Below are 15,514 nucleotides of genomic sequence, written 5' to 3' on the forward strand. Positions count from 1 at the left end.
GGAAATGGCGTTCGGAACTCCGAACGCCTGCTGGATTATACGGTTGACGTCACGTTGTGAGCGTGGCGTCGCTCTTTAGGCACAACGTTGATGTAATGCGTAACATACGCAAAATATAAACTGGCATAATTTTCGACAAGTTCGATAAATGCCGGGTATATCGACATCCGACCATCACCACGATCTTTAAGATAACCCGCCTCTTGTGCCGATTTGACAATTCGGTTGACGTGGATGCGCGAAACAAAAAATTCCTTTGCGAGCGTGCTGGCTGAATAGTCAATGACCGCACCGTGAGCGGATTTATTTTTCATGGCCTGCAGATAGATATAAAGCATAATCATACGGCCGCCATCTTTATCAATAAATAACCCCACCTCAGGTAACACCTTTCTGAACGTTAATCCCCGGAAAAGATATTCAGCCGCGCGGCGGAAAAAGTTGTTTCTCAAAATATCATTATCCAGCAGGTTAACATTAATATTAAATGCCGGATAAAGAATGCTGACGGGCAAAAAAGCGCCGGACATATAGCGCTTAAGTTCATTGAGTCCTTTTTCGGTTGGCGCGATTCTCGTTTTGCGTCGGTCATCCGTGCAGCGCCAGGTCCTGATGCGCCCGGTGGTTCTCAGTATCGTAATGATCGCAATCACGCTGTTGGGGCTGGCTATTTTATAGCGAGAGCATAACTCTTTAATCTCTGAAACTGACTCGGCCTGATTTCCAAAAATAAAACAACACATGGAGAGGATAATGTTAAACCGTGATTCCTGCAGCATTGTCTTGTAGAACAAAGGTTGTTTTTTGTAGATGGTGTCATTAATTGTGTAGTGCTCTAATATTGCCTCACCGAATCGCGGATTGTTCTTTATAACATCCCTTCGATGTAGCAAGGCCCTGGATGAGATGTGATTATCCATAGCATTTTTCTCGTATTTGAATGAGCCGATAGATGAAGTGTCCACTCTTCTTTTTCGGAATTTTCATTATACCCTGAGAATAAGATATTTGCCGTTGTTATTTGCAAAGAAAAGTATATTTAAACGACGGTGATTAACGCAAAGATGTTCCTGTGAGTTCAGCGGATAACTGTTTCTTACCCTGAGGCTGTACTGTAAAATTAATGTTTATAACAGGTGCGTTAAATTTTACGTATTCACAAATGGAAATGGCGCCTCAGTGCCCAGGAGCAGTTTATGACCCACACAATTTCTCTCAGAAATGAGGCGTGCGATGAACATAAATTTGTCATCTCCGCCTGCGGTTTTACGTTCCAGGGATATCGTCTGATCCTTAACCAGTACGGAATACAGGCTTCGCATATTCACTTTGACGGGGATGAGGTATCCCAACAGGATCTTGAAAATATCCTTATAAATCAGAGTGCTCATATTGTGGTGTTTCTCGGAAAAGGTATCGTCAGTCTCCTGGAGAGTCTGAAGAGACTGGCGTCCGTACTCAATGCACTTCCCGTTATTCGACGCGTCACCCTGTATGGCGACCTGCCGGATAGCTGGCTATATCGCACCCTGGGCACTCTTTTAAATAATAGTTATCAATTATCATTGATTCGACTGGCCCGCGTTTCAGATGTCATAACCTGTATTCATACACACCATCATGTTTTTAAAGATCGTTCGTACGTATTACGCGATCGCTACAAGGATAATTCTTCGCAAGAAACCGTAAAGTGGCTAACAAAAAGAGAAATTGACGTTTTATTAAATTTCTACCGCGGCATGTCCGTAAAAGAAATGTGCGACGAAATGGGGCTTTCTAATAAAACGGTTTATACCCACCGTAAGGAAGGCGTGCTGAAATTACGCTTAATTAAGCGGTGGCTAAACGATTCGCACAATTTCAGCGCGGAAAGACGTATCAAGCGGCGGAGCCAACATACGGATTTTACGGATAAAGAATCAGAAATTTTTAATGCATTATATAAAAAAGAGATCTTCCCCGCTTATCAGATCATTACCGATCGTGACAAAAAGGGCGTAGGCTTTGAGATACTGATCCGCTGGAATAAAAACGGTAAAATTGTCAAGCCGGCCAGTTTTCTCACGGATATTTCAAATCATGAGATATGGTTGAAAATAACGGCGTTAGTCATCCATGCCGCCGTGTCAGGGATTAATAAGTATAATGGAAAATACTATTTTTCTGTAAATATTCCGCCTCGTCTGGCTTCCGGAAATGCATTGCCTGATATGGCAAAGAAAGCTATCGACATGCTGCTCAAGCCGCAGTGGGCCGAAAAGCTGGTCTTTGAATTTGCTGAAGATATTGACGTGACGAAGGACAAAAGGATCCCTGAAACCATGCGGCATTTGCGTAATACGGGGTGTCGATTATTTCTGGATGACTGCTTCTCTAACCATCAAACCATGTTCCCGCTGCGGCAGGTGCATTTTGATGGACTCAAGCTGGATCGCGACATCGTTGAGCATTTTGTGGCAAACGACAATGACTATAACCTGATTAAAGCGATACAGATTTATAGTGACATGACCGGAACGGACTGTATTGCCGAGGGGGTTGATAGTGAAGAAAAGTTTGAAAAATTAGTCGCGCTGGGCGTCAAAAATTTTCAGGGGTATTATTTATCGCGCGCAGTGAAAGAGGAAGAGTTAGACCGCATGGTCAGAATGTTTAGCTAAGAAAAATAAAGCCCCGAAGGGCCTTTTATTATTTTCGACCGAGCAGCAGGCCGAGAACAATACCGACCGCACCCGCTGCGACGAGGCCGGTAAGGGGATTATTTCTGACAGCTTCAGTAACGTCGGAAACGGCATCGCTGGCCTGCGCGGCATATTTTTTGGCCGCACCTTTTACCTGATGCTTTGGTGAATCAACGAATTCACCAAACTGCTGCTGCGCGGAACCTGCAAGCTCGTCAAATTTATTTTTTGCTTTATCTTCAGCAAACTGGGTGTTTTTATCAGTACCGAAATCAGACATTTTTGCCTCCTTTTGTTGATTATTAAAGGATAGCCGCTCTTTGTGGATGTGGGAGACGTTAGGCTAAATTCGGTACATATCAGGGCTGTTTTCGGATATATCTCTATACCGGAAACCCGTTATTTCTCATTGTCATCCTGACCGTAATACAGTTTCCCGATGCGAATCAGCGGGCGGCCCTGAGACTTACGATGCAGGTTACTGTCCCTGAGCGAATAAACGCACCCGCAGTATTCCTGCTGGTAAAACTGCTCCCGCTTGCTGATCTCAATCATGCGAGAGGAGCCGCCCTGTTTACGCCAGTTATAGTCCCAGTAAACCATACCCGGATAGCGCGCGGCAGCACGCTGGCCGCAGTCATTTATCTGCTGCATGTTTTTCCAGCGGGAGATCCCCAGCGAGCTGCTGATGACGCTGAATCCATTTTCTGCCGCATAGAGCGCCGTACGCTCGAAACGCATATCGAAGCACATGGTGCAGCGGACGCCGCGCTCGGGTTCCCATTCCATGCCTTTCGCGCGCTCAAACCAGTTATCTGTATCGTAATCGGCATCAACAAACGGCACGCCGTGTTTTTCCGCAAAGCGAATATTCTCCTCCTTACGAATGAGGTATTCCTTTTGTGGATGGATATTGGGGTTGTAGAAGAAAATCGTGTAGTCAATCCCCGAAGCCTGGATAGCCTCCATCACTTCACCCGAGCAGGGGGCGCAGCAGGAGTGCAACAGCAGCCTGTCGGCACCGTCTGGCAGGGAAAGTTGTGGGCGGATAAAAGGGGCTGTCGTCATGGCGTTCTGCAATATGTTTATGAAATTTATGGAAGGGTAGCATAAATTCATCATCTGTTGAGGCGGGATCAAGGCAGGTCAGAGCGACCCCGCGGGGCGGGATCTTCTCGGGTACCACGTGTTGCTATTCGGCAAATTTCAGCAGCGCGTCGCCATCAAGACGATAGCGAACCCATTCGAACTGCGGCAGCGCGCCTATGCTCAGGTAAAAATCAATGGCGGGCTGGTTCCAGTCCAGCACGCTCCATTCAAGGCGGCCGCACTGCCGTTTTACCGCGAGCTGAGCGATATGTTTCAGCAGCGATCTTCCCGCGCCTTTACCGCGATACTCCGGGGATACGTACAGGTCTTCCATATAAATCCCGTTGCGTCCGAGCCAGGTCGAATAGCTGGTGAAGAACACGGCATAGCCGGCAGTCTTGCCTTCACACTCCGCGATCAACGCTTCGGTTTTTGTGCCTGTGCCAAAGAGCGTTTCGCGGATTTCCTCCGGCGTGGTAACCACTTCTTCCGGCGCTTTTTCATACACCGCCAGCTCGTAGATCATGGCGTATATTGCCGCCGCATCTTCGGGGCGGGCCTGACGAATGGTGATGCTCATTATTTTCCCTGTGTTTTAGCCTGTGTTCGATTGATGGCGTTAAGCATACGGAGTATTGTCCGAAGAATTAAGTGCAATGAAATCAACAAATGATGAATATTATGCATCCGGTACTGAGGCGTCTTGATTTAAACCTGCTGCCCGTTTTCGACGCGATTTACCGCCACCGTTCCGTTCGGCTGGCCGCTGACGAGCTGGCGATGAGCACATCGGCACTGAGCCATGCGCTGTCGCGTTTGCGCATCACCCTTAATGACCCGCTCTTTTTTCGCGAAGGGCATCGCATGTCCCCCAGCGTGTATGCCACTCAGCTTACGCCTTCGATTGCTTCCGCATTGTCGTTCCTCAATCATGAGCTGACCCCGCAGCCGGAGTTTGACCCGGCCAGCAGTACCGAAAGCTTACAAATTGGGATTACGGACTTTACCGCGCTGTGCATTTTCCCGGCGCTGATGCACAAACTGCAGCTTGCTGCCCCGGGTTTGCGTTTCGAATTGCGCTATCTGCCGCACAGCCCTGCGCTGACGGAACTGCTGGCGGGCGAAGTGGATCTCGCGCTGGGTTTCAGCGCTCAGGATGATATCCGGCACCCGGAGCTGGAAGAGATCGACTGGTTTGAAGATGAGTATGTGGTCATCGGCAACGCGCGCCGGACGCGTCTGACGCTGGAGGATTATCTCACGGCCCGCCATCTGGTGGTGACGCCATGGAATGAGAAGCAGGGCGTTCTGGACGTGCGGCTCGAACAACTGGGCTATACCCGACAAATCGCGATCAAAACGCCGTCGATGCTGAGCGCGCCGTTTATCGTTGCCGAAAGCGACCTGCTGATGGCGATCCCCCGTTTTGCCGCTGAGAAGCTGGCTGCGGCAGCGGACCTGAGGATTTTTCCTTTACCGTTTTCGATACGCACGTTTGAAGTGAAAATTTACTCGCATAAACGCAGCGGCCAGCGGGGGGCGACCCGCTGGCTTAAGGAGGAGCTGGAAACGCTGGCGCAGGCGCTTCATTCCGGGCTGTCCGGCTCCCAGGAAAGGATGTCGCCGGGTTGACACTACAGCGCCTCGCAAAATGAGTAGGGCGTAAAGTCCAAACGATAAAAAGAGATGCGACCGGGAAGGAAAGTACGATATCGTAACTCTATGATTAAACGCGTAGTTCGCAGGAACGCCGTCGCAACAGGACGATAAATGATTGATGACATTCGTTATCTGATAGTGTTTGCAAAGATTGCTGAGGCAGGATCCATTTCAGGTGGGGCAGAAGCGTTAGGGCTCACAACCGCAACGGCAAGCGCGCATTTATCAAAGCTGGAAAAAAATCTTGGCTGCGCGTTGCTGTACAGAAACACCCGCAAACTCTCTCTGACTCACGATGGCGCCAATTTGCTGGAAACGGCCAAATCGATGCTGGCGCTTTATGAGCAGGGGGTCATTGAATTTAAGCAGCGTTCGATATCAACGGCGAATAAGCTGACTATTTCTCTTCCTGCCGTTTTTCTGAAGAGTGCGTTTACCCGCCATCTCGCCGATTTTATAAAACGTCATCCGGGCATTTTACTGAATATCTCTTACAGCGATACGCGCAGAGATATTATTGCCGACGGTATTGATGTGGCATTTCGAATCGGCGAGCTTCCGGACAGCTCTCTTAAAGCGCGCCATCTTTTTGTGCTGCCACGTCAGGTAGTTGCGTCCCGGGAATTGCTCAGCTATTACCCGACGATTACGCATCCTGATGAACTGGCGAAACTGCCATGGATTGGACTCAATATGAGGCAGAATAACCGGGAATTCCGGCATAAAAATGGGGACGTGGCTGTCGTGACGTATACGCCCACGGTGTATGTAGATAATGTCGAAGCCGCTTATGCTCTTGCCAGACAACAAATTGGTCTTGCAGCACCTCCTCGCTATTTAAGCGAAGAGGATGTTAAGCGCGGAGAAATGCAGGAAATACTTCCTGACTGGTCATTGGAACCGCTGAAAGTCTATGCCGTATGGCCTTCTAATATGTCGACCAGCAGTATTGCCTACAAATTGATTAATGATATTTATAACGCAATTGAGTATCACACGTTATAACGGGTTTAAAACGTTAAAAAGAGTATGTAACACGCCGTAATAAATAACAACCCGCCCATCAACACGTTAAACGTACGGAGCTGCCGTGTGCTCCTGAGAAGAACCGATACCTTTTCTCCCATCAATGCCCAGGCAGAAAGCGACAGGTAACAGACAAAAAAATAGACCGTGATAAAAACGAGTGCTGTCACAGGGGTTGAGGGTTCAGAAAACATCGCAGCTCCTGAGGCGCACGCGGTCCAAGCTTTTGGGTTGATCCACTGCATGACAAAACCCTGAACAAAACCGGGTGAATCCGTTTTTGTTAATGACATATCGGACCGTGACGACGCTATCTTATAGCCCATATACATGATAAATAAAGAACCGGCAATATTAAGATACCGGAAAAACACTGGATATTTTTCGATTGCAGTGTAAAAACCGAAACATATAAAGATAAGTAATAACGTAAACCCTATCGTTGCACCGGAGACAAATGAGAAGGTCTTTCTAAAACCGTGAACGGCACCAGACGATATAATCACCATATTAACGGGGCCAGGAGAAAATGAAAGCGTCAGTGAAAATATTAACATTGTAAAAAGTAACAGCATTTTATCTCCGTGGGTTGGTTTATCTGCATTAGAGGTACTGCGACTATTAAGTCACAACTTTACTCGTCATGTGTCTGAATACTACCTGGGAACGTATGCCAGAATAAGTGGCCTTTATCTAAAGGTGTGTTTGATTTTTTGCACCAATCGCGCAGGCGCGGATGGCCCATTAGTGACAGGGTTTCAGTTCTATCTTTGATCTGAAAATTTAATCAGTGGCCAGCGGGGGCGACCCGCTGACTCAAGGAGGAACGGCAAACGCTGGCGCAGTTTGCAAGGGAGTCCTGTGCCGGGCAAGCTCAGCGCTACCCGGAAAGGTGGAAACAAGTGATAGTCAATTTAACGGCAGGTATATATCCGTTTGCAGCGCATGTTCCGGCACTTCGTGAATAAAGTTGAGGTAGTGGAAAAATACCGGGGCGTCGCGCAGCGTTTCGCCGCTGGCCGGTAGCCAGTCGCGAAACATCGCCCACACCGTGGCGGAAATGGTATCCAGAGACCCCGTGTGACGGCCAACAGCGTAACGTCCGCCGTCGATTTCGCCACTGCAAACCCCGAATTCATTTTCTGGTATCGCTTCAGAGATACTGCCGCAGATATCGAAACGAAAGGTGTCTGCGGGTGTGGTTGCCGGGTCATCCCAGGCAATGCCAAACGTGCTGCTTTCGTGTACTGGCGATAAGCCCGTAGTTTTACGCCAGGCAATAAATTTCGCCGCGCTGTCATTAACCCGATCCGGGCTACCACGGTGCTGCAGCATTGCCACTTGGGTCTGTGGGAAATCAACAATTTTAATTTCCATCGTTTTTTGCTCCTGGAAGGTCATTTTCGGTACGCGCTGGTGCCAGTTCAGCCAGTCCGGCTGCTGCCGAAACTGACGCGGGCTTTTTCCAAACGCGTTTCTGAAGGCGCGACTGAACGATTCAGGGCTCTGGAACCCGGCATCGAGCGCAATATCAATCACCTTATCCTGAGGATTAAACGCCAGTCGCCAGGACGCATGACGCAGGCGCAACCACTGAATATAGCGATACAAAGGCTGGCCGCTAAACGCCAGGAACTGCCGGTGAAAATGATAAGGCGAACAGCAGGCTAACGCGCTGAGCTTCCCCAGCGTAAGCGGTTCATCGAGATGTTGGGCGATATAGTCGCATACCGTCGTGAAGCGCTCGCGGTAAGCCGTTTTGATTGCATCGTTCATTGCATCCTCCTGATGACCCACTTTGCCTCACCGAACGGCCAAAATCCTGACCGATCTTGCTGATTATGGAGAGGGTAGACTGGCGGCATATCGTTGTGCGGCAGCAATCGCCCTGTCGTCAAAAATATAATGTTCAAAATGATGGCTCGCATCGGTGACGCGATATATTTTCCACTTACCGTCTTCATTGCGCAGATACACGTTTAACTGCTGTTTCTGCTCATGACCCACACCCAGCTCGACGTTAACAACTTTTCCGGACACAGAGTTTATTGCGTTGCTTACGCTGAGGTCAGGGATCCACTCCGCGGCATAGTCTTGCGTATAGGTAAAGTAGTCGGAACCGATAATTTCCTGCTCATAGAGATAGAAAATTTTCTGCAGTCGGAAGAGCGTGTCTCGCGCGATATACTCACGCATTTTTGGGGAATCGAGATTATCTTCTTTGCTGTCTGTGACAAAAGCCGTGAGGTAAAATGTATAAAAGTCATGAGTGCGTTTTTCCGGCGTATCCATCTGTGTTGCACATCCTGTCAGTAACAGGCACATCAAAAGAACGTTACGCATCAGCTTTTCCTGTAAATTTTGTAAGCAGGGCGTGCGGAGCGATATCCCGGACCACCCCACATATCTCTTTGTCTGAAATCAGAGTACCAGGTTGTACCGTCATAAATCGCCATGTGACCTGCCGGATTTCCTCCCTCATAGGGCTGAATAACAACCACATCGCCTTCCTGTAATGTTTCACCTTGCCCTAAAACTCTGAAACCTGCTCGTTCAAGGTTACTGCCATAGTCTTTTGCATTGGGTGCATTTCCAATATCCACGCCACCTGCTCGTATTGCCTTGCGAGTAAATTCACCACAGCGTTTTTGCGATGAAATGCCGGCACTCTGGCGTACATGCAGGGCCGCAGCGTGTTTGTTCCATGCCATGTGTTAACTCCTGTTGTATATGAAATCGTCACTAAACAACGGGATCTTCAATTCGGTTAGGCAAATAATGTTATTAAAAAATTATATATTTCATATGGTTATATATTTTTAGGTTTCATTCTCTTGCTTGATGATATGCGGTAGATACGCTGATTTTGCAACGGAAATAGAAGGTTTACATCGCCAGGTAAGTAAAATACTATACCCCCCTATAGTATCAGGAGGGCGTATGCCGCATTCACCCGAAGATAAAAAACGTATTCTTACTCGCGTCCGCCGCATTCGGGGTCAGGTTGATGCCCTTGAACGCGCGCTGGAGTCGGGCGACCCCTGTCTGGCCATTTTGCAGCAAATCGCCGCCGTGCGCGGGGCTGCCAATGGCCTGATGGGCGAAATGGTTGAAATTCACCTCAAAGATGAGCTGGTGACGGGGGAAACCACGCCGGATCAGCGAGCCGTACGCATGGCGGAAGTCGGCCATTTGCTGCGCTCTTATCTAAAATAAACCCACACACCTGACAAAAAGGGAAGACATGATGAAATCTCGCGCTGCAGTTGCATTTGGTCCCGGCCAGCCGCTGAAAATCGTTGAAATCGACGTGGCACCGCCGAAGAAAGGCGAAGTGCTGATCAAAATCACCCATACCGGCGTGTGCCATACCGATGCGTTTACGCTCTCCGGTGACGATCCGGAAGGCGTCTTCCCGGCGGTGCTGGGTCATGAAGGCGGCGGGATTGTGGTGGAAGTGGGCGAGGGCGTGACCAGCCTGAAGCCTGGCGATCACGTTATCCCGCTGTACACCGCGGAGTGCGGCGAGTGTAAGTTCTGTAAATCCGGTAAAACCAACCTCTGCCAGGCGGTTCGCGCCACTCAGGGGAAAGGGCTGATGCCGGACGGTACCACCCGTTTCTCCTATAACGGCGAGCCTGTTTACCACTACATGGGCACCAGCACCTTCAGCGAGTACACCGTTTGCGCGGAAATTTCCCTGGCGAAGGTGAACCCGCAGGCGCCGCTGGATAAAGTCTGCCTGCTGGGCTGCGGCGTGACCACCGGCATTGGCGCGGTGCATAACACGGCAAAAGTCAAAGAGGGCGACACCGTGGCGGTGTTCGGTCTCGGCGGCATTGGTCTGGCGGTGATTCAGGGCGCGGTACAGGCGAAGGCCGGGCGTATCATCGCGGTCGACACCAACCCGGAGAAATTCAGGCTGGCGGGTGAAATGGGCGCGACCGATTTCGTGAACCCGAAAGATCACGAAAAACCGATTCAGGATGTCATCGTTGAGCTGACCGACGGCGGCGTTGACTTCAGCTTCGAATGTATCGGCAACGTGAACGTGATGCGTTCCGCGCTGGAATGCTGCCACAAAGGCTGGGGCGAGAGCATCATCATTGGCGTGGCCGGCGCGGGCCAGGAGATTAAAACCCGTCCGTTCCAGCTGGTCACCGGTCGCGTATGGCGCGGTTCCGCGTTTGGCGGCGTGAAGGGCCGTACCCAGCTTCCGGGTATGGTTGAAGATGCTATGGTCGGCAAGATTCAGCTCGACCCGTTCATTACCCACCGTTTGCCGCTGGAGCAGATCAACGACGCGTTCGATCTGATGCACGAAGGAAAATCCATCCGTACCGTCATTCATTTCGGCGACAAGTAACTCTTCTGCCAGCGGTTTTTCGCCGCTGGCGTTTCTTTAATAATCTTCTCTAAAGTGTGACCAGTGCGGCGTTTTTAGCCGTAATCTAAATCCCCACCGTGCCGATGACTATTTAACACGCATGTTTTTACGCATCTTACCTATAAGAGAGTCGACGGTCATGGACAACACTACTTCGATGCAGGCGCAGCGCAAGCTGAGCTTCTTGCATCACATCAGGCTGGTTCCGCTGTTTTCCTCCATTCTCGGTGGCATTATTCTTCTGTTCGCCTTGAGTTCGGGTCTGGCGGGGTATTTCCTGCTGCAGGCCGATAACGATCAGCAGGATGTCACGTCCGAAATTCAGGTGCGTATGGGGCTGTCGAACAGCTCAAACCATCTGCGTACCGCGCGTATCAATCTGATCCACGCCGGTGCGGCAAGCCGCATCGCGGAGATGGATGCGATGAAGCAGAACATCAGCGAGGCGGAAACGCGCATTAAGCAGTCCCAGGAGAGCTTTACCGCCTATATGAATCGTGCCGTGCGTACCGCTGAGGGGGCAGCGCTGGATGAGGATCTCAAGGCGCGGTACGACGCCTATATCGCGGGCATGCAGCCGATGGTGAAATTCGCCAAAAACGGCATGTTCGAAGCGATTATTAACCACGAAAACGAAACGGCGCGTCCGCTGGATGACGCTTACAACGCCGTGCTGCTGAAGGCGATCAAGATCCGTACCGAGCGTGCCAATGCGCTGACGGCGCAGGCGCACAGCCGCACGCAGCTGGGCCTGATGTTTATGGTGGGCGCGTTTGCGCTGGCGCTGGTGCTGACGGCGTTGACCTTTGTCGTTCTGCGCCGTACGGTAATCAATCCTTTGCAGCGTGCAGCGAAACGTATCGAGAATATCGCCAAAGGCGACCTGACGATGCCGGACGACGTGGCCGGGCGCAGCGAAATTGGCCGCCTGACGCGCGATCTGCAAACCATGCAGCATTCGCTTGAAAACACGGTGGGCACCGTACGTCAGGGGGCGGAGGAGATCTACCGCGGCACGAGCGAGATTTCCGCCGGTAACACCGATCTCTCTTCGCGCACCGAGCAGCAGGCCGCCGCCATTGAGCAAACCGCCGCAAGCATGGAACAGCTGACCGCGACGGTGAAACAGAACGCCGATAACGCCCATCATGCCAGCAAGCTGGCGGAAGATGCCTCCGGGAAAGCCAGCCGCGGCGGCCAGATGGTCTCCGGCGTGGTCAAAACCATGGGCAATATCTCCACCAGTTCGAAAAAAATCTCCGAGATCACCGCCGTCATCAACAGCATTGCGTTCCAGACCAATATCCTGGCGCTTAACGCGGCGGTAGAAGCGGCACGGGCGGGCGAGCAGGGACGCGGGTTTGCCGTGGTGGCAAGCGAAGTCCGAACCCTTGCAAGCCGCAGTGCGAATGCCGCAAAAGAGATCGAAAGCCTGATTAACGAATCGGTGTCGCTGATCGACCAGGGCTCCGGTGAGGTTGTGGCTGCCGGTAACACCATGAATGAAATCGTCGAAGCGGTTAAACGCGTGACCGACATCATGCTGGAGATTGCCGCCGCGTCCGATGAGCAGAGCCGCGGTATCGTGCAGGTGAGCCAGGCGATTTCTGAGATGGATAAAGTGACCCAGCAGAACGCCTCGCTGGTGGAAGAAGCCTCTGCGGCCGCCGCGTCTCTGGAAGAACAGGGCGCGCGTTTGACCGAGGCGGTCGGCGCGTTTCGTCTGAGCAGTACAAAGCCAGGCCGCGCGGTGATGTCTGCGCCAGTATCGAAGAACGCGCCGTTGCGTCCGGCGGCGACGGTTTACGGGGATAACTGGGAGACGTTCTGAGTCGCCACCGGGCAAAAAAAAGGGACCTTTCGGTCCCTTTTTCACATCTTATTGCTTATCGGGTAACGCGTACGCGATAACGTAATCCCCGCGATCCGGCGACTGTCGGGCGCCCCCGGCGTTGATGATGATGTACTGCTTACCGGTTTTCGGCGACACGTAGGTCATCGGGCCGGACTGGCTGCCGACCGGCAGACGGTCTTTCCAGATCTCTTTCCCGGTGGCGGTATCAAACGCGCGCAGGTAGAAATCCTGCGTGCCGGCGAAGAACAGCAGGCCGGACTGGGTAGAGAGTGACGCGCCCAGCGTCGGCATGCCGATTGGGATTGGCATGTGCATACGAATGCCCAGCGGCCCGGTATCTTCCACCGTGCCAACAGGCACCTGCCACACCAGCTTGCCGGTTTTCAGGTCAACGGCCGACATGGTGCCAAACGGCGGCTTCTGGCACGGAATGCCCAGCGGCGACAGGAAGCGTTCGCGCATCGCGCCGAACGGCGTGCCGTCCATCGGTACGATGCCCATCTCGATGCCGCTGGCGTTTTTCGCCACGTTAGCGCGCGGCACCATGTAGTTTGCCAGGCCCAGGCGCATATCGTTGACGAACATCAGGCTGTTGTTCGGGTCAACGGAGACGCTACCCCAGTTCATCCCGCCGAGTGAGCCAGGGAACTGCAGGGAACGGTCGAGACCCGGCGGGGTGAAGACGCCCTGATGACGCATCTCTTTAAACTGAATGCGGCACAGCAGCAGGTCAACAGGCGTCGCCCCCCACATGTCGGATTCGGTCAGCGTCTGGTTGCCAATCATCGGCATGCCCACGGAATACGGCTGGGTCGGAGAGTAGCGTTCACCCTCAACGTTACCCGCCGGAACGGGACGTTCTTCTACCTTCGCCACCGGCTTGCCGGTTTCGCGGTTAAGCATGAAGATCATGCCCTGCTTGCTGGTCTGCACCAGCACGGGCGTGGTGCCGCCCTTACCGTCGGGCAGATCGTACAGCAGCGGCTGGGAAGGCAGGTCAAAGTCCCACAGGTCGTGATGGGTCGTCTGGAAATGCCAGCGCACCTGACCGGTGGTCGCGTCGACGGCGACGATGGAGGAACTGTACTTATCGTCCAGCGCGGTACGTTCGCCCGCCCAGAAGTCCGGGGTGGCGTTGCCGGTTGGCAGGTAGATCAGGTTCAGCTTAGCGTCGTAAGACATTGCTGACCAGACGTTCGGCGTGCCACGCGTGTAGGTCTGGCCTTCCGGCGGCAGGCCGGTCAGGTTCGGATTACCCGGATCCCACGCCCACGCCAGCTTACCGGTGTGCACGTCGTAGGCGCGCACCACGCCCGGCGGTTCGCCGGTGGAGTAGTTATCCGCGACGCGACCGCCGACGACAACGACATTCCCGGCGACCAGCGGCGTGGAGGTCTGCTGATAATAGCCGGGCTTAATTTCGCCCATGCCGACGCTCAGATCCACGGTGCCATGGTCGCCAAAGTCTTCGCAGACCTTGCCGGTATCCGCGTTGATGGCAATCAGGCGGGCGTCGGTAGTCGGCAGGAACAGGCGGCGAGGGCATGCCGCAGGCTGTGTCTCTGCCTGTGACGTTGTCACGCTGGAATGGTCTTCAAAATAGCCCAGACCGCGGCAGCGCTGCCAGTTAGGCGCCGTGGCTTTGGAATCGTAACGCCATTTTTCTTTGCCGGAATCCACATCCAGCGCCAGCACTTTACTGTACGGGGTACAGACGTACAGCGTGTCGCCAATCTGCAATGGCGTGTTCTGATCTTCCGCGCCGGAGCCGTTGCTCTGCGGAATATCGCCGGTGTGCGCAACCCACGCGACTTTCAGATCGCGGACGTTTTGCTTGTTAATCTGGTCCAGCGCGGCGAAACGGTCGCCGTGGGTGGTATTACCCCAGTGCGCCCAGTTCTTTTGCTGCTCGCCGGGGGCGACGGGTTTCACCGGAACGGGCTCGTTCGCTGCCACGAGGGTCTGCGGCTTAAACATCCAGCCCAGGCTGACCAGCATCGCCACCGCGAGCACGGCCGCGACGCCAAAAGCGGGCGCCTTGTTCGCAACGCTGTGGTTTGCCGCGCGCAGGAAAGGCCAGACGATGGCGCAGAGGAAGGCCAGTACGGCAAAGGTAAACAGGCGAGAGAAGAGCGGCCAGAAATCCCAGCCCGCATCGCCTACCGCCCAGAACAGCGAGGCAATAAAGGCGATGCCGTAAAGCACGATCCCGCTGCTGCGATTGAGGAAAATCAGGATCGAGGCAATCACCATCACCATGCCCATTATCAGGAAGTATCCACTTCCGCCTACGGTGACGAGCTTAAAGCCCAGCCCGCCGACTGCCAGACCGATGAGCAACATCAGTCCGGCAAGGAGCCACTGCAGGATACGCGGTATCCCACGTGGCGCGCTGCCAAATGCCATTTCTGTCTCCTTAAGATCCCCCCGTCGCTGGGTGTGTACCAGTTGGGTAATAAATGCGGAGGGAAGAATGATTAATACGGGTGAATTCGGGGTTGTAAAATTATTTACGAACCATTTGGTGAATTCGTCGCTATGATAAAACTGTTAAATTGTTTTACGCAATTGTTAATGAATGATTTCGCATTAATTGATTAGCGCGCAAGACGGCCCCTCTCCCTTGAGGGAGAGGGCTGGGGTGAGGGGGAACATACGGCTGTGGTGGTCATTCCGTTCACTTTATGTTTCTTGCTACTCTGTAACGACATGGCCTGTGAACGTGCCAGGGCGGCTCAAACGCCCCCCCCCAGGCCACACCCGCACCCCGCCGTAAAAAAACCCCTACCGGGGGCCGCACCCTATTAATTAATTCAA

15 protein-coding genes are annotated in these 15,514 nt (G+C 52.6%); 6 read left to right on the forward strand and 9 right to left on the reverse strand.

What is annotated here, in order from left to right:
• Nucleotides 1–35: 35 nt before the first annotated feature.
• Nucleotides 36–920 carry a MarR family transcriptional regulator gene (locus tag UR289_RS15215; RefSeq protein ID WP_320710768.1) on the reverse strand — a complete coding sequence of 295 codons (885 nt, stop codon included), beginning with the start codon at nt 918–920 and terminating at the stop codon, nt 36–38.
• A gap of 276 nt (nt 921–1,196) precedes the next feature.
• Here UR289_RS15215 and UR289_RS15220 point away from each other — a divergent pair, with 276 nt between their 5' ends.
• Nucleotides 1,197–2,660, forward strand: coding sequence for an EAL domain-containing protein (locus tag UR289_RS15220; protein WP_320710770.1), 1,464 nt, complete (start codon nt 1,197–1,199; stop codon nt 2,658–2,660).
• A gap of 28 nt (nt 2,661–2,688) precedes the next feature.
• Here UR289_RS15220 and UR289_RS15225 read toward each other — a convergent pair whose 3' ends face one another.
• From UR289_RS15225 to UR289_RS15235, 3 genes are all read right to left on the reverse strand, one after another.
• Nucleotides 2,689–2,961, reverse strand: a complete 273-nt coding sequence (locus tag UR289_RS15225; RefSeq protein ID WP_023311651.1) for a DUF883 family protein — start codon at nt 2,959–2,961, stop codon at nt 2,689–2,691.
• 119 nt (nt 2,962–3,080) lie between these two features.
• The gene (locus UR289_RS15230) at nt 3,081–3,749 is read right to left on the reverse strand and encodes an epoxyqueuosine reductase QueH (RefSeq protein ID WP_023311652.1); all 669 of its coding nucleotides are present in this window, start codon (nt 3,747–3,749) and stop codon (nt 3,081–3,083) included.
• Between the two features lie 124 nt (nt 3,750–3,873).
• Nucleotides 3,874–4,350, reverse strand: a complete 477-nt coding sequence (locus tag UR289_RS15235) for a GNAT family N-acetyltransferase (RefSeq protein WP_320710773.1) — start codon at nt 4,348–4,350, stop codon at nt 3,874–3,876.
• A gap of 89 nt (nt 4,351–4,439) precedes the next feature.
• On the opposite strand from UR289_RS15235, the gene UR289_RS15240 reads away from it, so the two are divergent.
• Nucleotides 4,440–5,402 carry a LysR family transcriptional regulator gene (locus UR289_RS15240; RefSeq protein WP_320710775.1) on the forward strand — a complete coding sequence of 321 codons (963 nt, stop codon included), beginning with the start codon at nt 4,440–4,442 and terminating at the stop codon, nt 5,400–5,402.
• A gap of 138 nt (nt 5,403–5,540) precedes the next feature.
• On the forward strand, nt 5,541–6,434 hold the full coding sequence (locus UR289_RS15245; protein ID WP_126795276.1) for a LysR family transcriptional regulator: 894 nt from the start codon (nt 5,541–5,543) through the stop codon (nt 6,432–6,434).
• A gap of 5 nt (nt 6,435–6,439) precedes the next feature.
• Here UR289_RS15245 and UR289_RS15250 read toward each other — a convergent pair whose 3' ends face one another.
• The 4 genes from UR289_RS15250 to UR289_RS15265 all read right to left on the reverse strand — a co-directional run bounded on the left by UR289_RS15250 (nt 6,440) and on the right by UR289_RS15265 (nt 9,166).
• Nucleotides 6,440–7,030, reverse strand: coding sequence for a LysE family translocator (locus UR289_RS15250; protein WP_320710778.1), 591 nt, complete (start codon nt 7,028–7,030; stop codon nt 6,440–6,442).
• A gap of 334 nt (nt 7,031–7,364) precedes the next feature.
• Nucleotides 7,365–8,231: an AraC family transcriptional regulator gene (locus UR289_RS15255; protein WP_320710781.1), complete on the reverse strand. Its 867-nt coding sequence runs from the start codon at nt 8,229–8,231 to the stop codon at nt 7,365–7,367.
• 63 nt (nt 8,232–8,294) lie between these two features.
• Nucleotides 8,295–8,798, reverse strand: coding sequence for a YbjP/YqhG family protein (locus UR289_RS15260; RefSeq protein ID WP_320710783.1), 504 nt, complete (start codon nt 8,796–8,798; stop codon nt 8,295–8,297).
• Nucleotides 8,798–9,166, reverse strand: coding sequence for a hypothetical protein (locus UR289_RS15265; protein ID WP_320710784.1), 369 nt, complete (start codon nt 9,164–9,166; stop codon nt 8,798–8,800). The genes UR289_RS15260 and UR289_RS15265 overlap by 1 nt, the downstream gene beginning before the upstream one ends.
• A gap of 229 nt (nt 9,167–9,395) precedes the next feature.
• Here UR289_RS15265 and UR289_RS15270 point away from each other — a divergent pair, with 229 nt between their 5' ends.
• From UR289_RS15270 to UR289_RS15280, 3 genes are all read left to right on the forward strand, one after another.
• A complete protein-coding gene (locus tag UR289_RS15270) occupies nt 9,396–9,671 on the forward strand; it encodes a metal/formaldehyde-sensitive transcriptional repressor (RefSeq protein ID WP_003857256.1) in 276 nt (91 codons plus the stop codon).
• A gap of 31 nt (nt 9,672–9,702) precedes the next feature.
• The gene (locus tag UR289_RS15275) at nt 9,703–10,821 is read left to right on the forward strand and encodes an S-(hydroxymethyl)glutathione dehydrogenase/class III alcohol dehydrogenase (protein ID WP_058840629.1); all 1,119 of its coding nucleotides are present in this window, start codon (nt 9,703–9,705) and stop codon (nt 10,819–10,821) included.
• Nucleotides 10,822–10,981: 160 nt separating this feature from the next.
• A complete protein-coding gene (locus UR289_RS15280; RefSeq protein WP_320710785.1) occupies nt 10,982–12,673 on the forward strand; it encodes a methyl-accepting chemotaxis protein in 1,692 nt (563 codons plus the stop codon).
• Between the two features lie 48 nt (nt 12,674–12,721).
• On the opposite strand, the gene UR289_RS15285 is transcribed toward UR289_RS15280, so the two are convergent.
• Nucleotides 12,722–15,103: a glucose/quinate/shikimate family membrane-bound PQQ-dependent dehydrogenase gene (locus tag UR289_RS15285; RefSeq protein ID WP_320710787.1), complete on the reverse strand. Its 2,382-nt coding sequence runs from the start codon at nt 15,101–15,103 to the stop codon at nt 12,722–12,724.
• Between the last annotated feature and the right edge of the window lie 411 nt (nt 15,104–15,514).

Origin of the sequence: Enterobacter sp. 302C9, from assembly GCF_034106085.1 — a bacterium.
Lineage (GTDB): Bacteria > Pseudomonadota > Gammaproteobacteria > Enterobacterales > Enterobacteriaceae > Enterobacter > Enterobacter asburiae_B.